The organism is Simplicispira piscis (assembly GCF_054783455.1).
The window spans coordinates 173762-197516 of sequence record NZ_BAAGQN010000010.1; the positions used below are offsets into that span (position 1 = coordinate 173762).

The 23755-nt window shown below is 57.0% G+C and carries 24 protein-coding genes; 23 read left to right on the plus strand and 1 reads right to left on the minus strand.

Features of this window, described 5'->3' with window-relative positions:
* Positions 1–958 (minus strand): NADPH:quinone oxidoreductase family protein (locus ACYVOC_RS06895; RefSeq protein ID WP_461161300.1); only part of this gene is annotated, 958 nt, incomplete at its 3' end.
* Positions 959–1093: 135 nt separating this feature from the next.
* Between ACYVOC_RS06895 and surE the strand changes: the two genes are divergently transcribed.
* From surE to ACYVOC_RS07010, 23 genes are all read left to right on the plus strand, one after another.
* On the plus strand, positions 1094–1876 hold the full coding sequence (gene surE / locus ACYVOC_RS06900) for a 5'/3'-nucleotidase SurE (protein WP_461161301.1): 783 nt from the start codon (positions 1094–1096) through the stop codon (positions 1874–1876).
* Complete coding sequence (locus ACYVOC_RS06905) at positions 1876–2658, plus strand: protein-L-isoaspartate(D-aspartate) O-methyltransferase (RefSeq protein ID WP_116003536.1); 783 nt, start codon at positions 1876–1878, stop codon at positions 2656–2658. Before surE ends, ACYVOC_RS06905 begins: the two co-directional genes overlap by 1 nt.
* Before the next feature lie 12 nt (positions 2659–2670).
* The gene (locus ACYVOC_RS06910; protein WP_461161302.1) at positions 2671–3549 is read left to right on the plus strand and encodes a peptidoglycan DD-metalloendopeptidase family protein; all 879 of its coding nucleotides are present in this window, start codon (positions 2671–2673) and stop codon (positions 3547–3549) included.
* A 2-nt stretch (positions 3550–3551) separates the two neighbouring features.
* Positions 3552–4565: an RluA family pseudouridine synthase gene (locus tag ACYVOC_RS06915; protein ID WP_461161303.1), complete on the plus strand. Its 1014-nt coding sequence runs from the start codon at positions 3552–3554 to the stop codon at positions 4563–4565.
* A gap of 157 nt (positions 4566–4722) precedes the next feature.
* Positions 4723–5427: an SMC-Scp complex subunit ScpB gene (gene scpB / locus ACYVOC_RS06920; RefSeq protein ID WP_233521092.1), complete on the plus strand. Its 705-nt coding sequence runs from the start codon at positions 4723–4725 to the stop codon at positions 5425–5427.
* A gap of 5 nt (positions 5428–5432) precedes the next feature.
* Positions 5433–6836: a pseudouridine synthase gene (locus ACYVOC_RS06925; RefSeq protein ID WP_116005979.1), complete on the plus strand. Its 1404-nt coding sequence runs from the start codon at positions 5433–5435 to the stop codon at positions 6834–6836.
* Between the two features lie 87 nt (positions 6837–6923).
* Positions 6924–7349 carry a nucleoside-diphosphate kinase gene (gene ndk, locus ACYVOC_RS06930; protein ID WP_116003538.1) on the plus strand — a complete coding sequence of 142 codons (426 nt, stop codon included), beginning with the start codon at positions 6924–6926 and terminating at the stop codon, positions 7347–7349.
* Positions 7350–7436: 87 nt separating this feature from the next.
* Positions 7437–8585 carry a dual-specificity RNA methyltransferase RlmN gene (gene rlmN, locus ACYVOC_RS06935; RefSeq protein WP_116005980.1) on the plus strand — a complete coding sequence of 383 codons (1149 nt, stop codon included), beginning with the start codon at positions 7437–7439 and terminating at the stop codon, positions 8583–8585.
* A gap of 1 nt (position 8586) precedes the next feature.
* Positions 8587–9423: a type IV pilus biogenesis/stability protein PilW gene (gene pilW / locus ACYVOC_RS06940; RefSeq protein ID WP_116003539.1), complete on the plus strand. Its 837-nt coding sequence runs from the start codon at positions 8587–8589 to the stop codon at positions 9421–9423.
* Positions 9424–9454: 31 nt separating this feature from the next.
* Positions 9455–10330 (plus strand): helix-turn-helix domain-containing protein, encoded by an 876-nt coding sequence (locus ACYVOC_RS06945; RefSeq protein WP_461161304.1) that lies wholly within the window; start codon positions 9455–9457, stop codon positions 10328–10330.
* A gap of 2 nt (positions 10331–10332) precedes the next feature.
* On the plus strand, positions 10333–11604 hold the full coding sequence (ispG, locus tag ACYVOC_RS06950) for a flavodoxin-dependent (E)-4-hydroxy-3-methylbut-2-enyl-diphosphate synthase (protein ID WP_461161312.1): 1272 nt from the start codon (positions 10333–10335) through the stop codon (positions 11602–11604).
* Positions 11605–11758: 154 nt separating this feature from the next.
* Positions 11759–13024: a histidine--tRNA ligase gene (hisS, locus tag ACYVOC_RS06955; protein ID WP_233521227.1), complete on the plus strand. Its 1266-nt coding sequence runs from the start codon at positions 11759–11761 to the stop codon at positions 13022–13024.
* Positions 13025–13038: 14 nt separating this feature from the next.
* Positions 13039–13719 carry a YfgM family protein gene (locus tag ACYVOC_RS06960; protein WP_461161305.1) on the plus strand — a complete coding sequence of 227 codons (681 nt, stop codon included), beginning with the start codon at positions 13039–13041 and terminating at the stop codon, positions 13717–13719.
* 5 nt (positions 13720–13724) lie between these two features.
* On the plus strand, positions 13725–14870 hold the full coding sequence (gene bamB, locus ACYVOC_RS06965) for an outer membrane protein assembly factor BamB (RefSeq protein WP_116005982.1): 1146 nt from the start codon (positions 13725–13727) through the stop codon (positions 14868–14870).
* 16 nt (positions 14871–14886) lie between these two features.
* Positions 14887–16230: a ribosome biogenesis GTPase Der gene (gene der / locus ACYVOC_RS06970; RefSeq protein WP_116003543.1), complete on the plus strand. Its 1344-nt coding sequence runs from the start codon at positions 14887–14889 to the stop codon at positions 16228–16230.
* 111 nt (positions 16231–16341) lie between these two features.
* Positions 16342–16599, plus strand: coding sequence for an RNA chaperone Hfq (hfq, locus tag ACYVOC_RS06975; protein WP_233521094.1), 258 nt, complete (start codon positions 16342–16344; stop codon positions 16597–16599).
* 96 nt (positions 16600–16695) lie between these two features.
* Positions 16696–17847 carry a GTPase HflX gene (gene hflX, locus ACYVOC_RS06980; RefSeq protein ID WP_199562958.1) on the plus strand — a complete coding sequence of 384 codons (1152 nt, stop codon included), beginning with the start codon at positions 16696–16698 and terminating at the stop codon, positions 17845–17847.
* A 54-nt stretch (positions 17848–17901) separates the two neighbouring features.
* Positions 17902–19257 carry an FtsH protease activity modulator HflK gene (hflK, locus tag ACYVOC_RS06985; RefSeq protein WP_116003545.1) on the plus strand — a complete coding sequence of 452 codons (1356 nt, stop codon included), beginning with the start codon at positions 17902–17904 and terminating at the stop codon, positions 19255–19257.
* 9 nt (positions 19258–19266) lie between these two features.
* Complete coding sequence (gene hflC / locus ACYVOC_RS06990; protein WP_116003546.1) at positions 19267–20175, plus strand: protease modulator HflC; 909 nt, start codon at positions 19267–19269, stop codon at positions 20173–20175.
* 17 nt (positions 20176–20192) lie between these two features.
* Positions 20193–20381, plus strand: coding sequence for a DUF2065 domain-containing protein (locus tag ACYVOC_RS06995; RefSeq protein WP_116003547.1), 189 nt, complete (start codon positions 20193–20195; stop codon positions 20379–20381).
* Positions 20382–20465: 84 nt separating this feature from the next.
* Positions 20466–21614, plus strand: coding sequence for an ATP phosphoribosyltransferase regulatory subunit (locus tag ACYVOC_RS07000; RefSeq protein WP_461161306.1), 1149 nt, complete (start codon positions 20466–20468; stop codon positions 21612–21614).
* A gap of 29 nt (positions 21615–21643) precedes the next feature.
* Entirely contained in the window at positions 21644–23020 is a 1377-nt protein-coding gene (locus ACYVOC_RS07005) for an adenylosuccinate synthase (protein WP_461161307.1), read from the plus strand.
* 62 nt (positions 23021–23082) lie between these two features.
* Positions 23083–23607, plus strand: a complete 525-nt coding sequence (locus tag ACYVOC_RS07010) for a phosphoribosyltransferase (protein ID WP_461161308.1) — start codon at positions 23083–23085, stop codon at positions 23605–23607.
* Positions 23608–23755 lie beyond the last annotated feature (148 nt).

The window sequence follows — 23755 nt, forward strand, 5'->3', positions numbered from 1 at the left end:
GCTTGCCCTGCACGCTGCGCGAGCCCATGTGGGCAAAAGCGGCGGGCAGTTCAGCCATGGGCATCGTGCGGTCAATGACCGGCTTGATCTTGCCCTGGGCATACCACTGCGCCAATTCCATCATCATGGCGCTATTGGCCTTGGGCTCGCGCTTGGCAAACTCACCCCAGAACACACCCACGATGGATGCGCCCTTGAGCAAGGGCAGGTTCAGGGGCAGTGCCGGAATAGGCCCCGCCGCAAAGCCGACCACCAGGTAGCGACCACGCCAGGCGATCGAACGGAAGGCCTGCTCGGCAAAGTCGCCGCCAACGGGGTCGTACACCACATCCGGGCCCTTGCCGCCCGTCAGGCGCTTGACGGCCTCGCGCAGGTCTTCTTTTTGGTAATTGATGGTGCTGTCTGCACCGATCGAGGAGCACAGCGCGCACTTTTCGTCCGTGGAGGCTGCAGCAATCACGGTGGCACCCAGGGCCTTGGCGATCTGGATGGCAGCGGTTCCCACACCGCCTGCGGCACCCAGCACCAGCACGGTCTCGCCGGCCTTGAGCTGCGCCCGGTCCACCAGGGCATGGTGGGACGTGGCATAGGTCATGATGAACGCGGCTGCATCCACATGGGAAAAACCGGGTGGCAGGGGCATGCACAGGGCCGCCGGTGCAATGGTGTGGGTGCCAAAACCCCCCGTGCCCGACAGGCAGGCAATGCTCTGTCCCGGCTGGAGGTGCGTCACACCTTCGCCCACGGCCTGCACCACGCCGGCGTATTCGGCCCCGGGCACAAACGGCAGTGGTGGCTTGATCTGGTACTTGTTCTGGACCATCAGCAGGTCTGGAAAGTTCAGACTGGCGGCCTTGATCTCGACCAGAACCTCGCCCGCCTTGGGGGTCGGTGTGGGCAACTCGGTCCAGGCCAGGGCTTCGACGCCAGTGGGGTTGGTGCATAGCCATGCGTGCATGAGGGGTGTCTCCAGTCGTTGCAAACCGAAATGATAGGTCTGTGCCGCAGGCACTCCATGTCCCTTGAGCGACGCCGCTATGACGGTCTGCCGTACCGGGTGGGCGCCTACAATCCAGCCACTCGATACCGCACCATGAAGATACTTATTTCCAACGACGATGGCTACCAGGCTCCCGGCATCGTGGCGCTCCATGCGGCACTGGCCCAGGTCGCTGATGTGGAAGTGGTGGCGCCCGAACACAACAACAGCGCCAAGTCCAACGCGCTGACGCTGCATTCCCCCCTGTATGTCCAAACGGCGGCCAACGGTTTTCGCTACATCAATGGCACACCGGCCGACTGCGTTCACGTCGCGTTGACCGGCTTGCTAGGGTATAGGCCCGACCTGGTGGTGTCGGGCATCAATAACGGCGCCAACATGGGCGACGACACCATCTATTCCGGCACCGTGGGTGCTGCGATGGAGGGCTATCTGTTTGGAATTCCGGCGATTGCGTTCTCGCAGGTGGACAAAGGTTGGGGCGAGATCGAGGCCGCAGCACAAAAGGCGGCAGAAATTGTTCGACAGATGGCTGCACGGAAGCTGGTGGGTGAGGCGCCCTGGCTGCTCAATATCAATATTCCCAACCTGCCGATGCATGCGATGCGCTCCCTGAAGCTGTGCCGCCTGGGGCGTCGCCACGCCGCCGAACGGGTGATTACCCAGGAAAGCCCACGCGGTGAAGTCATGTACTGGATTGGCAGCGCTGGTGCGGCCAAGGACGATGCCGAGGGCACAGATTTCCATGCCACGTCGAACGGGCATGTGTCCATCACTCCCCTTAAAGTGGATCTCACCGACTACCAGAATCTGGGTTACTGGGCGCAGACCGCCGCTCACCTGGCGGCAGGTGACGCCGCTTCTGAAGGTAGCTGATGCAGCAACGGCGCCCCGGATTTCCGGCACGCATTCTTCCATCGGCTCCCGGCGTAGGCAAGCCGGTGGCTGCGCCTGCGGTGCGGACGGGGTTGCCGCAGGCAGTCGCCATGCCCACGGGCCTGGGACTCGATTCAGCGGCGGTACGCGCACGCATGGTGCAGCGCCTGGGGGCTGCCGGCATCACGTCGCCCAAGGTGCTGCAAGCCATGGGTGCAGTGGAGCGGCACCGTTTTGTTGATTCTGGCCTGGTCAATCAGGCGTACGAGGACACCAGCCTGCCCATCGGGCTGGGACAGACGATCTCCAAGCCCAGCATCGTGGCGCGCATGGCTGAATTGCTGCTGGGGGCCGAGGTCATTCGTTCGTCAGGATCACTCGGTCGCGTACTGGAAGTCGGCACTGGCTGTGGTTACCAGGCAGCTGTGCTGAGTCGACTGGCCCGCGAGGTCTACAGCATTGAGCGCCTGCGAGGCCTGCACGACAAGGCGCGTGTTCATTTGCGCCCTTTGCGGCTTGCCAATGTGCACCTGCTTTTCGGCGATGGCATGGTCGGTTTTGCCCAGGGTGCGCCCTACGCCGGTATCGTGGCGGCTGCAGGCGGTGCAGCGATTCCGCCCCAGTGGTGTGAACAGTTGGCGGTGGGCGGGCGGCTGGTAGCCCCCATTGCCGGAGCCGACGGGCAGCAAATGTTGTTGGTAGTCGACAAGACGGCGCACGGATTGAAACAAACCGTGCTCGAGCCAGTGCACTTTGTCCCTCTAAAATCAGGCGTTGCTTGAAGGAAATTGCTTATGTTGGTATCGCGTAGTCGTGGGGTGTGGGTTTCTGTGGCGCTGGCAAGCCTTGTACTGGCGGGCTGCGGTACCCGCATGACCAGGGCTCCCGTGGAGGATCGGGGCACCGCTGTGGTTGTGCAGTCGGGTGAGGTGGCGGCCTCGTCGGCCGTCAAACCTTTGCCAGGTGCCGAGAATGCGGGTCGCCCCGGTTACTACACCGTCAAGCCAGGAGATACCCTGATCCGTATCGGCCTGGACACGGGTCAGAGCTGGAAAGACATCGCCCGCTGGAACAACATGGACAACCCCAACCTGATCGAGGTGGGGCAAGTGTTGCGGGTTACTCCTCCTGCGGTAGTGGTGGCTGCGCCTGTTGTGCATGACAGCGGCGGTGTCGTGACACGGCCTGTGACGTCTTCCAGTGTTGCGCCAGCACCAGCCACTTCGGCGTCCGCAGCAAAACCGGCCGCGCCTGCACCAACCCCGGTAGCAGTAACGCCAGCCCCTTCGCCAGCGGCCGGGGATGACGAAATGGGTTTTATCTGGCCGGCTTCCGGTTCCTTGTTGGCGGGCTTCGACGAAGCGCGCAACAAGGGGTTTGATATTGGCGGCAAGGCCGGTGATGCGGTATTGGCTGCCGCCGATGGCCGGGTTGTGTACGCAGGCGCAGGCCTGCGTGGGTATGGCAACCTCGTCATCCTCAAGCACAACAACACCTTCCTGACAGCCTATGCCCATAACCAGACCTTGCTGGTGAAGGAGGACCAGTCCGTGCGCAAGGGGCAAAAAATTGCCGAGATGGGCAGCACCGATGCCGATCGCGTGAAGCTGCATTTCGAGATTCGCCGCCAGGGCAAACCGGTCGATCCGGCGCGTTTCCTGCCTTCGCGCTAACCATGGTGGGCGATCGCCAGGTGGCGCTGGACGAGGTTTCGGCGCAAGACCTGGTCGAGGATGAATCACCGGCTCTGTCGGAGACCGAATCGCGGGTCATTGACATGGGCATAGCCCAGCATGGCGAACGCCTGGACAAGGCGCTGGCCGACAGGGTTCCCGAGTTTTCGCGCAGCTATCTTCGGCAATTGCTGGAGCATGGGGCGGTTCAGCTCAATGGCCACGTCTTCTTTAAGGTGGCCCAGAAGGTCAAGGCCGGGGATCGGGTGGTGCTGGAAATGCGCCCGACACTCGAAAGCCAGGCCTTCCGACCCGAGTCCATGGCCATTGATGTGGTGCATGAAGACGAACACCTGCTGGTGGTGAACAAGCCTGCAGGACTGGTTGTGCACCCCGCGCCAGGAAACTGGAGTGGGACGCTGCTCAATGGCCTGATGGCGCGCGACCCGAAAAGTGCGCTGGTGCCGCGCGCAGGCATCGTTCACCGGCTGGACAAGGACACCAGTGGCCTGATGGTGGTTGCCCGTACCCGTGCCTCCATGGATGCCTTGGTCCACATGATCGCGCAAAGGCAGGTGCATCGCCAGTATTTGGCGTTGGCACACCGGCCCTGGCAAGCCGCAGGATCGATCGCTGTAGATGCCCCGATTGGCCGCGACCCCCGCAACCGCTTGCGCATGGCTGTAGTCGATCTGGCTATGCATGCGGGCAAGGTGGCGCGGACCGATGTGGAATTGCTGGCCAACGGCGCACAGGTGTGTTGGGTGCGTTGCACGCTGCACACCGGGCGCACACACCAGATTCGGGTGCATATGGCCTTCAAGGGCCACCCGCTGGTCGCCGATGGGTTGTATGGCGGAACATCCTTGGCGGGCATGCAGCGCCAGGCGCTGCATGCCTTCCGCCTTGCATTCACGCATCCGGTGACGGGCGAGGCGATGGAGTTTTTGGCCCCTGTTCCGACAGACATGCGTTCGGCTCTGGATGTTTTGGGGCTGAGATACAATGGCGCCTGACGGCCATTTTTGGCTTTGCTCGCATGCCGGCGGATTCCCGCAAGGTGTTGGTGCGGTGTGATACCTGTACCCCTACAGTCCCCATTGATCGATTTTTCTGTTGGTTTGGTGCCCTGCTCGTGCGTGAGCCGCACCCTTTTCCCGGAATTGCTGAACCATGAATACGGTGGATGCCAAACGGGTTCTTGAAACTGCGTTGATCTGTGCACAGCAACCTTTGGCTGTGCGTGATATGCGCGTGCTTTTCAATGATGCGCTGGGGTCGGATACGATCAAGACGCTGCTATTGGATTTGCAACAGGATTGGGCCTTGCGTGGCGTGGAATTGGTGCCGGTGGCAACCGGCTGGCGCTTCCAGAGCCGTCCTGAAATGCGGGAGTATCTGGATCGCCTTCACCCGGAGAAGCCGCCGCGCTATTCCCGCGCTACGCTGGAAACCCTGGCCATCATTGCCTACCGCCAACCAGTGACGCGGGGCGATATTGAAGACATCCGCGGTGTGACGGTCAATAGTTTGATCATCAAACAGTTGGAAGACCGGGGTTGGGTTGAAGTGATTGGTCACCGAGAAACGGTGGGGCGTCCGGCGTTGCTGGCGACGACCCGGCATTTTCTGGATGACCTTGGATTGCAATCACTCGATCAATTGCCGGTTCTTGATGAGCCATCGGTGCAGGAGAGGGTGCTGCAATCCCTGCAATTGCGCGAAGATGAAATGTTGGCGCAGCCGGAGCTGCCGGCCTTGGATGCAGCCAACGACCACGAGATGGGGGCTGGAAATTTGACGGAAGTTGTCAAGCCCAGTGATGCGGATGCCCCGATCCCTAACCATGAAGATGCTGCAGGCAGCATCCTGGAATAATGACCATGAACGACAATATGCCAACCGACGACGGGATCGCGCAGGCTTCTCCCTTGGTGGGGTCTGATGTGGCTGACGCGAAGCAGCCGGTGCGCAAAGAGAATCTTCCCATGGAGTCGCATAACGATGCAGGTGGCGCCCCGCCTGTCGAGTCCGGCGCAGCCATCGGGCCGCAAAGCAACGAGGTAAACCGGCCAGCGCGGGGTGGGCCGCAGCCCCGAACAGCGGGGGGGCAACGTCGCTCGGGCAAAGCTCCCGAACCCCGGGGCAAGGCTGCCCAGGGCTATCAGTTTTCCGACGTCGTCTCAGGGCAGTTTGATGCAGACGAAGCCAGTGACGACATCACACCTGTGAAGCGGGTGCTGTTGCCCCAGGTCGAAACACCCAAGCTCCACAAGGTGTTGGCGCAAGCCGGGTTGGGCTCGCGTCTGGAGATGGAGCAACTGATTCTGGAAGGGCGTATTTCGGTCAACAATGAGCCTGCGCACATAGGCCAGCGGATTCAGTATGGAGACCAGGTCAAGGTCAATGGCAAGCCCATTCGTTACCGTATCGATCCGCCACCGCCCCGTGTTATTGCGTATCACAAACCTGTAGGCGAGGTTGTCACCAATGACGACCCCCAAAATCGCCCCACGGTTTTTCGCAAACTGCCGCGTCTGCAGCAAGGCAAGTGGCAGTCGGTGGGACGCCTGGATTTGAATACCGAAGGCTTGCTCTTGTTCACCAGCTCCGGGGAGCTTGCCAACAATCTGATGCACCCTCGTTTTGGTCTGGAGCGGGAGTATGCCGTTCGGGTGCTGGGGGCTCTCAGCAACGAAGAGAAAGCACGGTTGCTGGAAGGCGTGCAGCTGGATGACGGGATGGCGGTTTTTGGATCGATTGAGGACGGTGGAGGGGAGGGTTCCAACTGCTGGTACCGTGTCACGATTTCCGAAGGACGGAACCGCGAGGTTCGGCGCATGCTGGAAGCGGTGGGCCATGCCGTCAGCCGACTGATTCGTATCCGTTACGGTGCCATGGTTTTGCCCAAGGGGCTCAAGCGTGGGGCCTGGATGGAGCTGGAGGAATCGGATATTGCTGCTTTGATGAAAGCCGCCGGAGCAGAGCGTGCGCCTCGGGTGGAGGGGGCTCGTGATGCGCCTGCATCGCGGCGCAACGATAGAAATGCCCGCGGGCGAGGTGGTAACTCAGGCGATGCAGGACGGGGTATGCAGGGTCGCCCGGCGCCTGTCAGGAACAGAAACTCCGATGCGACGCGCAATCAAGGCGGTTCTGCCCAGCCCGATCCATTAAAAACCTCGGTAGGCTATATCGGTACCGACAGTCTTGCGCGCCAGCGCCAGGCCCAACGCCGAGACAGTCGTGGGGGCTTGGGTGGGCGTGGTGGCGGTCGAGGCGGGCGCTGAGCTTCTCTTTGAAGGACGCCGGGTTAGAATCAAAAGCTTTGTCTGCAAGGCAAAATAATCAACCAATACCTATCCAGGAATCGAAAAATGGCTATCGAACGTACTCTTTCCATCATCAAACCCGACGCTGTGGCCAAGAATGTCATCGGCCAGATCTATGCTCGCTTTGAAGCGGCTGGCCTGAAGGTTGTGGCTGCCCGCATGGCGCACCTTTCCCGTCTGGAAGCCGAGCAGTTCTATGCTGTGCACAAGGCCCGCCCCTTCTTCAAGGATCTGGTGGATTTCATGGTGTCTGGCCCCGTCATGATCCAGGCTCTTGAAGGTGAAAACGCCATCTTGAAGAACCGCGAACTGATGGGTGCAACCGACCCGAAGAAGGCCGATGCCGGCACCATTCGCGCCGACTTTGCCGATAGCATCGATGCCAACGCAGTGCATGGTTCTGACGCTGCGGAAACGGCGCAGGCAGAAATTGCCTTCTTCTTCCCTGGTCTGGCAATTTACTCCCGCTGAGATGGCACTTCTCCGGCTGCACTTTTCGCTCCGTAGCGGGTGGTCGTGCGCCTGGAGTTTGCGCGCGGGCAAAGGTGGTGGCCGCCCATGAAGGTCAACCTTCTGGATTTCGACCTTGATGGGTTGGCCGCTTTTTGTGAGCGGCTCGGAGAAAAGCGGTTTCGTGCCACGCAGTTGTTTCGCTGGATACACCAGCGTGGTGCCGACGATTTTGATCAAATGAGTGACTTGGCCAAGTCACTGCGCGAAAAGCTTCAAGGGTGTGCACAGGTGCTGGCACTGCCAGTGATCAGTGAGCACCAGTCTGCCGATGGCACCGTCAAATGGCTGTTTGATATGGGTGCCGGCAACGCGGTAGAAGCAGTCTTTATCCCGGAAGACGATCGGGGTACGCTGTGCATTTCATCCCAGGCCGGCTGCGCGGTAGGGTGCCGATTCTGTTCAACGGGGCACCAAGGGTTCAGTCGAAATCTGACGACGAGCGAAATTGTCGCCCAGTTGTGGTTTGCCGAGCATGTGCTCCGCAAGCGGCAGGGCACGACCGATCGGGTGATTTCCAATGTGGTCATGATGGGCATGGGAGAGCCTTTGCAGAACTATTCTGCGCTCGTGCCTGCATTGCGGGTCATGCTCGATGACCATGCTTATGGCTTGTCGCGCAGGCGGGTGACGGTTTCCACATCGGGCGTCGTCCCCATGATCGACCGTCTGGCCCAGGATTGTCCCGTCGCCTTGGCGGTGTCGCTGCATGCGCCGAGTGACATATTGCGCGACGACCTGGTTCCGTTGAACCGCAAATACCCCATCCAGGAGTTGATGGACGCTTGCAACCGCTACTTAGAGTATGCGCCGCGGGATTTCATTACCTTTGAATATTGCATGTTGGATGGGGTCAACGACCAGCCAGAGCATGCCGTGCAGCTGATTGAACTGGTGAAACAGAATGCTCGGCCAGGGGTGTGGTGCAAATTTAACCTGATTCCTTTCAATCCGTTTCCTGCGTCGGGTTTGCATCGTTCGGGAGCTGAGCGGGTGCTGGCGTTCGCAAGAATGCTGAGTGATGCTGGAATTGTGACGACGGTGCGCAAAACCCGTGGTGATGACATTGATGCAGCCTGCGGTCAGTTGGCAGGCGAGGTCCAAGACAGAACCCGTGTGATGGAGCGTATGGCGAAGCGCCGTACCATCAACATTCAGTTGGCTGACACGGGAGCCCCGACATACAAGGAAACATGACATGGCAGAAACCGTAGCTCTTTGGCACCAGATCAGAATCAAAGGGCCGCTGGCAGTCTTTGTGTTGCTAACGGGTTTGGTGGGGCTGACGGGGTGTGCCACGCCGGCAGGAGGTGCTGGGTCAGGGTTCAGTCAAGAGGTCATTACGCCGTCTGATGAGCCTGAGGTACGGCGGCGTGCCCGTATCCGATTGGAACTGGCGGTCAATTACTTTGAAATGGGTAAGGCCGCAGTGGCATTGGATGAGGTCAAGCAGTCGCTGGCCAATGATCCGACGTATGCCGATGCCTACAATTTGCGCGGCCTGATTTACATGCGTCTCAATGACATGGGGCAGGCCGAGGACAGCTTTCGCAGGGCGCTTGCCATTCGTCCTTTAGACCCTAACGTATTGCACAACCACGCATGGTTGCTGTGCCAACAGCAGAAATATGCGGAAGCCGACAAGCAATTTGCCCAGGTTTTGGCCAACCCCACCTATGTTGCACGCAGCAAGACGCTGATGGCACAGGGGCTCTGTCAGGCGCGGGCAGGGGACAACGCGGTTGCGGAGCAGACCTTGCTGCGTGCGTATGAGCTGGATGCGGGCAACCCCGTGGTCGGCTACAACCTTGCCGATCTGCTGGTTCGGCGTGGTGATGTGGCGCGAGCGCAGTTTTATATCCGTCGTATCAATAACAGTGAGTTCGCGAATGCCGAATCCTTGTGGCTGGGTATCAAGATAGAGCGCAGCCTTGGCGATACTGTGGCTGTCCGGCAGTTGGCCGAGCAGTTGCGCAAGCGGTTCCCTGATTCACGTGAACTGTCTGCATTGGATCGGGGCGCTTTCAATGACTGAAGAGGGACAGTTTTCACCGGGAGGGCCAGAGTTGACCCCGTCACACCAAGTTTCTCCAGGTGGCATGCTGCGTGCAGCGCGCGAAGCGGCAGGGATGCATATCGAGGCTTTAGCTGTGTCGCTGAAGGTGCCGATTAGTAAGTTGGAGGCATTGGAAGCGGATAACTTTGAAGCCTTGCCGGACGCAGTGTTCGTGCGGGCCTTGGCCTCCAGTGTCTGTCGGTCGTTGAAGCTGGATCCTGCACCCGTTCTGGCCCTTATGCCACAAAGCGGAGCACCCAAGCTGTCTGTCGATCCTGCGGGTATCAATGCCGCATTCAAGGACGGTACTGAGCATTCCCGTATGGGACCCGCGTTGGCGCGCATGATGCGACCTGCATTTTTGGCTGCGATGGCGTTGTTGCTGGGCGCTGCCGCTTTGGTTTTCTATCCTCGTTCGCAAGAGCAGGCGCTGCCTATGGTGAGCGAACTCAGCAAACAAGTTCCTCCCATTGTTGCGCCACCGGTAACTGAGAGTTCGGTGGTGCAGCCCGTTACTGATGCTGTGGTTGCTGCCGTAGAGGCGGGATTGACCCGTCCATCCGCAGCAGCGGAGTCAATGGCTCTCGTTGCATCTGCGCCAGCACCTAGTGCATCGGCCGCGATGGTTTCAGTGGATGAGGCGCAAAGCCAGATTCTCGTGTTTCGTACCCGAAATGAATCCTGGATTCAGGTTCGGGATGCCTCGGGTGCAACGGTTCTTCAAAAGCTCCTTACCGCTGGTGACTCCGTGGTGGCGCCTGGGAAGCCACCATTTTCGGTGGTGGTGGGCAAGGCAGACGTGACGGAAGTGCTGGTGCGTGGCAAGGTTTTTGATCTGGCTTCAGTGTCCAAAGATAACGTTGCCCGGTTTGAGGTGAAACCGTGAATTTGATAGATCAATCTACTTCTCCTGTGACGGTGGCGGCGCCGCTGGCACGGCATACGCGCCAGGCGCGCGTAGCCTGGGGAACTCGTGTCGTGACGATTGGGGCAGATGCTCCGGTGCGTGTGCAGTCGATGACCAATACGGACACCGTCGATGCGGTGGGAACCGCCATTCAGGTCAAAGAGCTCGCTCTAGCGGGTTCTGAGCTGGTGCGCATCACCGTGAATACGCCCGAGGCGGCAGCTGCAGTGCCTTATGTACGGGAACAACTCGATCGCATGGGGATCGATGTGCCCCTGATCGGCGACTTTCATTACAACGGCCACCGTCTTTTGACCGATTATCCCGCATGTGCAGAAGCGTTGTCCAAGTACCGCATCAATCCTGGCAACGTGGGCAAGGGAGACAAGCGGGACAAGCAATTTGGGCAAATGATTGAAGCCGCCATCCGTTGGCAAAAACCGGTGCGTATCGGTGTCAATTGGGGTAGTTTGGACCAAGAGCTTCTGGCGCAGTTGATGGATATCAACAGCGCACGCACCCAGCCTTGGGATGCAAAGCAAGTAATGTATGAGGCGCTGATCACTTCGGCGATCGAGTCGGCACGCCGAGCAGAAGACATCGGCCTTGACGGCAACCAGATTATTTTGTCCTGCAAAGTCAGTGGTGTGCAGGATCTGGTGTCGGTTTATAGAGCATTGGCAAAGCGGTGCGACTATCCCCTGCATTTGGGGTTGACGGAAGCAGGTATGGGGACCAAGGGCACAGTGGCGTCGGCCGCCGCTCTTGCGGTGTTGCTCCAGGATGGTATTGGGGACACCATCCGTGTGTCTTTAACCCCTCAACCTGGCGAATCACGAACGCAGGAAGTGGTGATTGCATCGGAAATCCTGCAGTCGCTTGGGCTTCGTATGTTTGTGCCCAGTGTGACGGCCTGTCCCGGCTGTGGTCGAACGACCAGCACCACGTTCCAGGAATTGGCCAAGCAGATTGACGACTATTTGCGAGAGCAAATGCCTGTTTGGCGCAAACAGTACCCAGGTGTTGAAGCGCTTAAAGTGGCGGTCATGGGGTGCATCGTGAACGGACCAGGTGAGAGCAAGCATGCCGATATCGGCATCAGCCTGCCGGGTACTGGCGAGGCTCCTGCAGCTCCCGTGTTCATCGATGGGGAAAAGGCATTGACGTTGCGTGGCGACAATATTGCACATGAATTTCATCAGCTGGTGCAGCAATACATCGAGCAACGCTTTGGCCCACCAAGAAAGTCGTGATGTCAGAAATAAATAACTGCTAATGCAGTAAGAGTCATATTTTTTAGACGATGACTAAGTCATCATTTTTTTATATACCAGTGAAATTGACGTCGTGAGTATTGATAAAGATAGGCCATCTGCAAAGCCAGAGCGTCTTTTGGCTGTTAAGGGGATGAATGACATCCTCCCTCCGGATTCCGCTCAATGGGAGTGGCTGGAAAGCAAAATTCGATCATTGATGGAGCGGTATGCCTACCGTAACATCCGTACGCCTATTGTTGAACCTTCGGCGTTGTTCATTCGCGGCCTCGGAGAGGTGACAGACATCGTTGAGAAGGAGATGTATTCTTTCGAAGACAAACTCAACGGAGAGCAACTTACGTTACGCCCAGAAAGCACCGCAGGTGTGGTGCGTGCAGTGGTGGAGCATTCTTTGCTGTACGACGGTGGCAAGCGGCTGTATTACATGGGGCCGATGTTTCGCCATGAGCGGCCTCAGCGCGGTCGGTATCGCCAGTTTCATCAGATCGGTGCCGAAGCGTTGGGTTTTCCTGGGGCGGAAATGGACGCCGAACTCATACTCTTGGCGGACGCTCTATGGAAAGAGCTAGGTCTGAAGGATGTGCAACTCGAAATCAACAGCCTGGGACAACCGGACGAGCGTAAGGCACACCGGACGGCATTGATTGGCTATCTGGAAGGGCGGATAGACCTGCTGGACGAAGAGGCGCGGCGGCGGTTGTACAGTAACCCTTTGCGTATTCTGGATACCAAGAACCCGAGCATGCAGGACTTGGTGGAAAAGGCGCCCCGATTGATCGATTTCCTTGGAGCGGAGTCACTAGCTCACTTCAATGTAGTCAAAACTATCCTGGATGCGAATGGTGTTGCATGGAAGTTCAATCCTCGTCTGGTTCGAGGGATGGATTATTACAATTTGACCGTTTTCGAATTTGTGACCCATCAACTCGGCTCGCAAGGAACCATTTGCGGAGGCGGGCGTTACGACTATTTGATCGAGCAAATTGGCGGAAAGCCTGCGCCAGCCGTGGGCTGGGCGCTCGGCGTCGAGCGGGTGCTTGAGCTGATCAAGGAGCAGTGCGCGGCGCAACTACCGCCAGCACCCATGGCGTATGCCATCATTCCCGATGCGGCTGCGCTGCCGATCGCTATAGCCTTGCTACAGAAATTGCGGGGCCTGGGCGTCAGCGTTCAGATGCACAGTCCTGGCATCCGTGGTGAGGGCATGGGAAGTATGAAATCGCAGTTTAAAAAAGCAGATGCCAGTGGTGCACGTTATGCATTGGTTTTCGGGGCTGACGAACTGGCGCGCGGTGGTGTGATTGTGAAATCGCTCCGCGATAGTGGCAGTGAACAAGTCGAGCACCCGATCAACCAGGTCGCGGACTGGGCCAGCACCCTACAATCCACCACTTAATTGAAGCATCTAGCATGGCAAATCATCTCGATCTTGAAGAACAAGAGCAATTAGATCAGCTCAAGCATTTCTGGAACACCTGGGGCACGCTGATCAGCTCGGTCCTGTTGGTGGTCGTCTCTGCGTTGGCCGCCTGGAATGGATACCAGTTCTGGCAGACCCGACAAGCCACGCAGGCAGCGGCGCTATATGACGCGGTGGAGGTTGCGGTTGCTTCCGGTGACCAAGGGCGTTGGGAGCAAGCGTTTTCAGATCTTCGTGGCAAATATGCGGGCACCATCCAGGCGAGTCAGGCTGGTTTTTTGGTGAGCAAGATGGAAGCGACCAAAGGCAATTTGGATGCGGCCAAGTCAGCATTGACTTGGATTGCCGATCATGCAGCTGATGATGGGCACAAGGAGTTGGCGCGGATTCGCCTGTCCGGTTTGCTGATGGCACAACAATCTTATGACGAGGCGCTGCAGCGATTGTCTGCGCCATTTTCGTTGGAGTACGCAGCCGTCGTAGCTGATCGAAAGGGTGATGTACTTGCTTTGCAAGGAAAAAGATCAGAAGCTGTCGCCGAATATTTGAAGGCCTACAAGGCATTTCCTGACAATGTCGAATATCGGCGTTTGGTGGAAATCAAACTTAACGCTTTGGGCGAGCGCCCGCAGGCTGTGGCGATAGCCGCACCCCTGGAGTCAAGCAAGTGAAGGCGATCAAGCGCACAGCAGGTTTTCTGGGTCGGAGTACGGTGGGGGTTCTGCTGGCCTCGACCTTGGTGGGATGTTCTTTGTGGGGCGGCGGTGCGGAAAAACCGAAGCCTGCAGATCTCGGGGCAAACGTTCCGGTTCTAGGAGTGCGTCAAGCCTGGGCTGCGCAGATTGGCGGCTTGAAGAGCATGCCGCTGATGGTTCATGTCCAAGCTAGTACGATCAGTGTGGCGTCGGCGGATGGCATGGTTGCCAGTATTGACGCACGTACTGGTGGAGATCTCTGGCGCACTGCGCTGGATGAGTCGCTGGCGGCGGGCGTCGGCAGCGATGGTAAATGGACGGCGGTGGTTACCGGTCGCAATGAAATAGTCGTGCTGGAATCGGGACGCGAGCTTTGGCGCAAGCGGTTGTCATCGCAGGTGTATACCGCACCGCTGGTTGCTGGAGCGCGGGTTTTCGTGCTCGGCGCCGATCGATCTGTGACTGCATTTGATGCCGCCAATGGGGGGCGCTTGTGGAATGTGGCAAGGCCGGGTGAGCCCTTGGTGCTTCGTCAACCGGGTGTTCTGCTTGCGGTGGATGACACCTTGGTAACGGGTTCGTCGGGCAGGCTAGTTGGTTTGAACCCTGACAACGGCGTTGTCCGCTGGGAGGCTCCACTTGCCAGCTCGCGTGGAACCAACGATGTCGAGCGTCTCGTAGATCTCGTCGCACCAGTGAGCCGAGTGGATTCGAGTGTCTGCGTTCGCGCATTTCAAATGGCTGTTGGGTGTGTGAATGTGGGCCGTGGAATGGTGGATTGGGTGCAAAAGGCCTCTGGTGGTCAAGGCATCCAAGGAAATGAGGAGCTGGTCGTTGGAACCGAAAGCAATGGAGTCGTGGTGGCCTGGAGTCGTCGGGATGGCCGGAAACTTTGGTCGACGGATAGACTGCAATACCGCAAGTTGACGGCGCCATTGGTGCTGGGGCGATCGGTCGTTGTTGGTGATGAATCTGGTCTGGTGCATTTTTTGTCGCGCGATGATGGCGCCCCTTTGAACCGGGTTCAGACGGATGGTTCTGGTATTACTGTCACGCCTGTGGTTGCGGCTGACACGCTGATCGTTGTGACGCGCAACGGAAGTGTTTTTGGCTATCGACCGGACTGATGAAAAGTAGTATTCCATGAAGCCAGTGATTGCCTTGGTAGGGCGTCCCAATGTCGGGAAATCGACTCTCTTTAATCGTCTGACCAAATCCCGGGATGCCATCGTTGCGGACTTTGCCGGACTGACACGTGACCGGCACTACGGTAACGGTAAGCAGGGCAAGCATGAATACATCGTTATCGATACCGGGGGGTTTGAGCCCGATGCGGTCAGTGGTATCTACCGCGAGATGGCGAAACAAACGCAGCAAGCCGTAGCTGAAGCGGACGTTGTCGTTTTTGTGGTGGATGCCCGTGCTGGCGTGTCAGCGCAGGACCATGAGATTGCGAAATATTTACGCCGTCTTGGTAAACCTTGTGTTCTGGTTGCCAACAAGGCAGAGGGCATGCTTGAGGGTGTGCAATTGTCCGAGTTCTATGAGCTGGGGCTGGGCGATGTGCATGGCATTTCAGCGGCCCATGGGCAGGGGATCCGCGATCTCGTGGAACTTGCCTTGGAGTTGTTGCATTTGCCCGAAGCGCAGGAAGATGCCGAACCGGCTGACAAATCCACTATCAGGTTGGCGGTAGCGGGACGCCCCAATGTCGGGAAGTCAACGCTCATCAACACCTGGTTGGGTGAGGAGCGTTTAGTGGCCTTCGACTTGCCTGGTACAACGCGTGACACGATCTCTGTCCCTTTTGAGCGTAACGGACAGCGATTCGAATTGATTGATACCGCTGGTTTGCGTCGCAAGGGGAGGGTGTTTGAGGCGATCGAAAAATTCTCTGTGGTCAAGACGCTCCAGGCGATTGAATCTGCTAATGTGGTGCTACTGCTCCTGGACGCAACCCAGGGCGTGACGGATCAGGATGCCCATATTGCAGGCTACATCCTAGAAAGCGGGCGCTCCGTTGTGATTGCGGTCAACAAGTGGGATGCTGTGGATGACTACCAAAAGCAACTTTTGGAGCGTTCCATCGAGACGCGACTGACTTTCTTGAAGTTCGCATCGCTGCATTTCATTTCAGCCAAGAAGCGGCAGGGACTGGGCCCACTGTGGGCATCCATTGTGCAGGGGCACAAGGCAGCGATGTGCAAGATGTCAACACCTGTGTTGACGCGGTTGCTTTTGGAAGCTGTTCAGTTCCAGAGTCCCAAGCGCGCAGGAATGTTTCGCCCGAAGCTGCGGTATGCCCACCAGGGAGGCATGAACCCTCCGGTCATTGTGATTCATGGCAACTCCCTGGAGCATGTAACAGATGCCTACAAACGCTTCCTCGAAGGGCGTTTTCGCAAGGAGTTCGATTTGGTCGGAACGCCATTGCGGATTGAAATGAAAACCTCCCACAACCCATTTACCGACGGGGATCATTCCTGAGTTGCCCTTTGTCCTGTAGTGCGCTGTGGGAACGTGCTCCGACCGGGTGCATGAGAGGGCAGCTGTGGTAAGGTGCTGGTTTACAACAAAATTCTGAACACGGAGAATATCGTGAGCAATAAAGGTCAGCTTCTTCAAGACCCCTTTCTCAACGCCCTGCGCCGCGAGCATGTGCCGGTTTCCATCTATCTTGTCAACGGCATCAAGCTTCAGGGTCAGATCGAGTCTTTTGATCAGTATGTTGTGCTGCTGCGCAACACGGTGACTCAAATGGTCTACAAGCATGCCATTTCAACGATCGTACCCGGGCGGGCCGTCAATTTTTCTACAAGTGACGCTTCGGATGCAAACGCGAACCCAGATGCTTGATTTCGCACTTGATCTGCTCGATCGATCCTTCGGAAATGCGTTTCGATCGACTGCCATATTCTCGCTGATTTGAGCACTACTGATACAACGGATCGCATGGCTGCCCCAGTCCTTCTGGTTGGGGTGGATCTCGGGCTTCCCCATTTTGATGCCGATTTGGAGGAGCTTGGCCTGCTTGCCCAGACGGCGGGGCTCACGCCTGTAGCCCGCTTAATCTGTAAACGCAAAGCGCCTGATGCTGCGCTCTTCGTAGGAAGTGGTAAAGCTGACGAAATTCGAACTCTGGCCCAAATGCATGGTGCTGTGGAGGTGTTGTTTGATCAAGCACTCAGCCCGGCACAACAGCGCAATCTTGAGAGGAGTCTGGAACTGCCTGTTTATGACAGAACGTTTCTGATCCTTGAAATATTCGCGCAACGTGCGCGCAGCCATGAAGGCAAACTGCAAGTGGAGTTGGCACGGCTTCAATACCTCAGCACGCGCTTGGTGCGGCGTTGGTCCCACCTGGAGCGTCAGACTGGAGGCGCTGGAGTTCGTGGGGGCCCGGGCGAGAAACAGATCGAGCTGGATCGTCGAATGATCGATGAATCTATCAAAAGGATCAAAGAGCGCTTGGTCAAGGTCAAACGCCAGCGCACAACTCAGCGGCGTCAACGCGACCGCAAAGACACCTTCAACATTTCCTTGGTGGGTTACACCAATGCAGGTAAGTCCACGCTGTTTAATGCGCTGGTGAAGGCGCGTGCTTACGCTGCAGATCAATTGTTTGCCACGCTTGACACCACAACGCGCCAGTTGTATTTGGCAGAGGCACGTCGATCGGTGTCTTTGTCGGATACCGTGGGATTTATTCGTGATTTGCCGCATGGTTTGGTAGATGCATTTCAGGCTACGCTTCAAGAAGCCATCGATGCCGACTTGTTGCTACATGTGGTGGATTCGGCCAATCCTCATTTTCCTGAGCAGATCGAGCAGGTGCAGAAAGTGCTCCATGAGATCGGCGCTGCGGATGTCCCGCAACTACTTGTGTTCAATAAGCTCGACGCCTTGGAGTTGCACAACCGTCCTGTACAGTTGAGCGACACCTTTGAAATTGATGGAAAGCAGATTCCGCGCATCTTTGTCAGTGCCCGTGGGGCGGAGGGTTTGGACACATTGCGTGCCCACCTTGCTGCTACTGTGATGAATGCGTATCCATTGGGTATGCACTCGGGATGTGATGTTCCTGTGGATGCGCAGGAACCTTGATTGGGCACAAAATAGCCCGTGCACTCCAATTTTTGAAAACTAGAGAATTTGCGCATGAATGCACCAAACAGTGCCCGCCGCTGGGCTCTCTTGCCTGCAAGTCTGCGAGGAATGTTCAATCTGAACGATCCTCGCTGGGGTCGAGGCGACGATAAATCAAACGATGACGCTCGGGACGATGGTGGGCGCCCGCCGCCCCAGTCTTCTGGGGGGCGGGATGATCGCAATCCCAAACAAGGTGGGCAGCCTCCAGATCTGGATGAATTGTGGCGTGATCTAAACCGTAAGTTGTCTGGGTTCTTTGGTGGAAAGAATGGCGGCGGACGCGGCCCCGGTACGGGTGGTGGCGGGTACCAGCCTGACATGAAGAATGCAGGTGTCGGCGTTGGCTTGATTGCCGGGATTGCCGTTCTTATCTGGTTAGGAACAGGTTTTTTCATTGTGCAGGAAGGGCAGCAGGCCGTCATTACGCAATTTGGAAAATACAAAAGTACGGCAGGTGCTGGTTTCAACTGGCGACTTCCATATCCTGTTCAGCGACATGAACTGGTGTTTGTGACTCAAATTCGCTCAGTGGATGTAGGTCGTGACACGGTGATCAAGGCCACCGGTTTACGCGAATCAGCCATGCTGACGGAAGATGAAAACATCGTTGAGATCAAGTTTGCCGTTCAGTACCGATTGAATGATGCGCGTGCTTGGTTGTTTGAGAGCAAGAACCCGGGGGATGCCGTTGTTCAGGCAGCCGAAACGGCGGTGCGCGAAGTTGTCGGGAAGATGAAAATGGATACTGCGCTTGCTGAAGAACGTGATCAGATTGCGCCGCGTGTGCGTGCTTTGATGCAAACCATTCTGGATCGTTACAAAGTGGGTGTCGAGGTGGTAGGCATCAACCTGCAACAAGGTGGTGTGAGGCCGCCGGAGCAGGTGCAAGCAGCATTTGATGATGTCTTGAAGGCCGGCCAGGAGCGCGAGCGGGCGAAGAACGAGGCACAAGCCTATGCCAATGATGTTGTGCCGCGTGCAGTGGGCTCGGCATCGCGTCTGAAAGAAGAAGCAGACGCTTATAAGGCGCGCATCGTTGCACAGGCCCAAGGTGACTCGCAGCGGTTCAGTGCGGTGCTGGCTGAGTATCAGAAGGCACCACAAGTGACGCGCGACCGTATGTACCTGGACACCATGCAACAAATTTATAGCAGTGTTTCCAAGGTGCTCATAGATTCGCGCCAGGGTTCGAATCTGTTGTACTTACCACTCGACAAGATACTGCAAGGAGCGACTTCGACAGCAGGTCTGACGGATGTGCCCGCATCAACGGCACCAGCCGCCGTTCCGGCGATGCCACCCCCTTTGTCCAATGATGCCCGTGCGCGAGACACCAGCCGCACGCGTGATCGTGAATCGCGCTAGGAGAGCCAAGTGAACAGGGTAGGATTTTTTGCAACCTCCATACTGGTAGCGCTTGCGCTGCTGAGTTCGATGGTTTTTGTGGTCGATCAACGCCAGTTTGGCGTGCTCTATGCATTGGGGCAGATCAAGGAAGTCATCACTGAGCCAGGCTTGAATTTCAAGCTGCCTCCGCCTTTCCAAAATGTGTCATACATCGACAAAAGGCTCTTGACGCTGGACAGCTCAGATACCGAGCCCATGTTGACTGCTGAAAAACAGCGCGTCGTGATTGACTGGTATGTTCGCTGGCGCATCTCAGAACCTTCGGAATACATCCGAAATGTGGGGCTGGATGAGAATTCAGGTGCTCTGCAGTTGAACCGCGTTGTGCGAAATGCATTTCAGGAAGAAATCAACAAAAGAACCGTTAAGGAACTGCTGTCTCTCAAGCGAGAGGCGCTGATGTCCGATGTTAAGCGCGAGGTTCTGGAGTCGGTGCGTGGAGCAAAGCCCTGGGGTGTTGACGTCGTAGACGTGCGGATCACACGCGTGGACTATGTAGAGGCGATCACCGAGTCGGTATACCGGCGTATGGAGGCTGAGCGCAAGCGGGTCGCCAATGAGCTGCGTTCTACGGGGGCGGCAGAGGGTGAAAAAATCAGGGCTGATGCAGACCGGCAACGGGAAATCGCCATTGCCAATGCATATCGTGATGCTCAAAAGGTCAAAGGCGAAGGGGATGCGGAAGCTGCCCGCGTGTATGCAGAGGCCTTTGGACGTGATCCGCAGTTTGCGCAGTTCTACAGAAGCCTGGACGCCTACAAAGCCAGCTTTAACAAGAAAAGCGACGTCATGGTGCTCGATCCTGCCTCTTCAGAGTTCTTTAAGTCGTTGCGGGGGGCGGGTGCCGCCACTGCATCATCCAGTCCTCGTAAATAACCCAGACCTTCCGCTGCATGGACTGGGGTGATGGTATCTGGGTTGCTGTTGGTCTGGTCTTTGTCATCGAGGGGCTTCTGCCTCTCGTGTCGCCTACCGGTTGGCGCCGCATGTTTGTTCAATTCATGCAGTTGCGCGATGGACAGATCCGATTCATTGCGCTACTAGGCGTCGCCATTGGCGTGGCGATGCTTGTGCTAGCGTGATGCAGGCGTGTTCAGAGGGGGGCCTGCTTCAACGTGTATTGCTCATGCCGGTAGAATCTCTTTTTTAACAGCGCCTCATATTTCATGTCTGCTTGGGTCCTGCCGGATCATATTGCCGATGTACTGCCCTCAGAGGCCAGGCACATCGAAGAGCTGCGTCGAGGATTGCTCGATACTGCACGTAGCTATGGCTATGAGTTGGTAATGCCGCCGCTGCTGGAGCACCTGGAGTCTTTACTCACAGGCACCGGAGAGGCGCTCGATCTGCAAACTTTCAAATTGGTGGACCAAATTTCGGGGCGCATGCTGGGTTTGCGTGCCGACACCACACAGCAGGTCGCACGCATTGACGCGCATTTACTTAATCGTCGAGGCGTCGCTCGCCTTTGCTATTGCGGGCCCGTGTTGCACACTTGGCCGGATCGCCCGCATGCAACGCGTGAGCCTCTGCAGTTCGGCGCAGAAATCTATGGTCATGCAGGTCTTGAAGCTGATCTGGAGTCTTTGGAGTTGGCGCGCTCCTGTCTGGCTGTTGCGGGTGTGCGTGCGGCTACCGTCGACATGGCCGATGTTCGCATCGTGCGTAGCTTGTTGAATGGGGTGAATGCGTCTGCTGACTCTCTGCGACGTGTCTATGCCGCGTTGGCTGCCAAGGATGCCAGCGAGCTGTCTGCACTCACCCGCAATTTCCCTGATGCTTCCCGCGATGGGCTGCGTGCCTTGTTGAACTTGTATGGCGACCAGTCCGTTCTTCAAGAGGCGGAAAAGGCTCTCTCCGGTACACCTGGCATTGGTGCGCTGCTGTCCGATTTGCGCTGGCTTGCTGAGCGCCTGGATGGTGCTCGTGTGACTTTTGACTTGTCCGATTTGCGCGGCTACTCCTACTACAGTGGGGCAAGATTTGCCATTTACGCCGACGGTGCCAGTGATGCTTTGGTTCGTGGTGGGCGTTACGATGAAGTGGGGGCGGTATTCGGGCGCAATCGTCCGGCGGCCGGCTTCAGTCTGGATCTGAAGCAGTTGGTTAGTGCCGTGCCTGCTCGTGCACCTAAGTTGGCTATCCGAGTGGTCTGGAATGAAGCCAAAGATGTTCAAGCGGCCATTGCAGAACTTAGGCGCTGCGGTGAAACCGTCGTATGTGTTCTCCCTGGTCATGAGAGTGAAGTGAATGAGTTTCACTGTGACCGAGAACTTCTCAAGGAAGCAGGAAGTTGGACCGTCAGGTCTATTTAATGCCTTCAGACATTTGAATCGGGTTTGAAATGAAAACAACCAAAGGTCGCAACGTCGTTGTAGTGGGCACCCAATGGGGCGATGAAGGCAAGGGCAAGCTTGTCGACTGGCTGACAGAAAGTGCGCAAGGCGTGGTGCGCTTTCAGGGCGGACACAATGCTGGGCATACGCTGGTCATCAACGGCATAAAAACAGCATTGCATCTGATCCCCAGCGGCATCATGCGGGCGGGGGTGAAGTGTTATATCGGTAACGGTGTTGTCGTATCAGCGGCCAAGCTGTTTGAGGAAATCGAGGGCTTGGAAAAAGCGGGCGTCGAGGTTCGTTCAAGGTTGCGTGTGAGCGAAGCCTGTCCGTTGATATTGCCTTTCCATGTGGCCTTGGATGTGGCGCGTGAAGCGGCGCGTGAACAAGGCGGTACGGAAAAAATTGGAACGACGGGGCGTGGTATTGGACCCGCCTATGAAGACAAGATCGCACGGCGAGCTCTGCGCGTGCAGGATCTGAAATACCCTGAACGGTTCTCTGCCAAGTTGCGCGAATTGCTTGACCTGCATAACCACGTTCTTCGGACTTTCCTGAATTCTTCTCAGTTTGTGTTTGCTGAGTCGCTCCAACCATATCTGCAGGATGGACAGATTCAATTTGAGCCAGTATTCCAGGAAGCGATGCGACATGCCGAAATGCTTCGGCCGATGATGGCAGATGTGTCCCGCGAGTTGAATGAAGCACATCTGAATGGTGAAAACCTTCTCTTCGAAGGAGCCCAAGGCACGCTGCTTGATGTGGACCACGGAACCTATCCCTATGTCACCTCCAGCAACTGCGTTGCTGGAAATGCGGCAGCTGGTGCAGGGGTGGGCCCGGGTTTGCTGCACTACATTCTTGGAATTACCAAGGCCTATTGCACCCGTGTGGGTGGTGGCCCGTTCCCTACAGAACTTGATTGGGAGACTCCAGGAACGCCGGGCTACCACATGAGCACGGTGGGCGCTGAAAAAGGAGTAACGACGGGGCGCAGCCGCCGTTGTGGTTGGTTTGACGCCGCGTTGCTCAAGCGCAGTGCGCAGGTCAACGGCCTTTCCGGTCTCTGCATTACGAAGTTGGATGTATTGGATGGGCTGAAAGAGTTGCAGTTGTGTACCGGCTACATGCTCGATGGTCAGCACATTGATTTGCTTCCAATGGGGGCAGATGACATCACTAGATGCGTCCCGATTTATGAAACGATGGATGGCTGGAGTGAATCTACTGTCGGAGTGACCGAGTTCCAGAAGTTACCCGTGAATGCTCGTTTGTATCTTCAACGTATCGAGCATGTGACGGGCGTGCCTGTGGCATTGATCTCCACCAGCCCGGACCGTGACCACACCATCATGATGCAGCATCCCTACCTTTCGGTTTAAGGGTATTTCAGCCATGAGCGCTTATAAATAAAGCGTTAAAAGCTATCAATTTAGGAGTTGAGATGTTGACCGAAGATGGCAAACACTTGTACGTCAGTTACGACGAGTACCACAGCCTCATTGAGAAACTGGCACTCCGGGTGCACCAATCAGGTTGGCAATTTGACACCATACTTTGTCTTGCTCGTGGGGGCTTGCGTCCTGGAGACATCCTGAGTCGGATTTTCAACAAGCCTCTGGCCATCATGTCGACCAGCTCATATCGGGCAGAAGCCGGCACGGTACAAGGACATCTAGACCTTGCACGGTTTATCACCACGCCCAAAGGAGAGATTGCAGGGCGTGTCTTGCTCGTCGATGACTTGGCCGATACGGGGCACACATTGCACGCGGTGATCGACATGCTCAAGACGAGCTACGATCCGATCACTGAGCTGCGAAGTGCAGTCATTTGGACAAAAGGTATGTCTACGTTTCAGCCAGACTATTCCGTAGAATTTTTGCCGACGAATCCATGGATTCACCAGCCCTTTGAGACATACGACAGTCTGAGCCCTGAGAAGCTGTTGGAGAAATGGCGTGTGTAGCAAAGGAGAGTAGGTTCTAGGAAAGTGAAGGAAAGCGCGGAATTTTGGTTTTACCCTCCTTCTTTGTGCTACAGTTGAAGGCTTCGCTGCACAGAAGTTCTTCCTAGGAAGAGCGACTGAGCCGATCTGGTCTGGGGGCTGAAGAGCC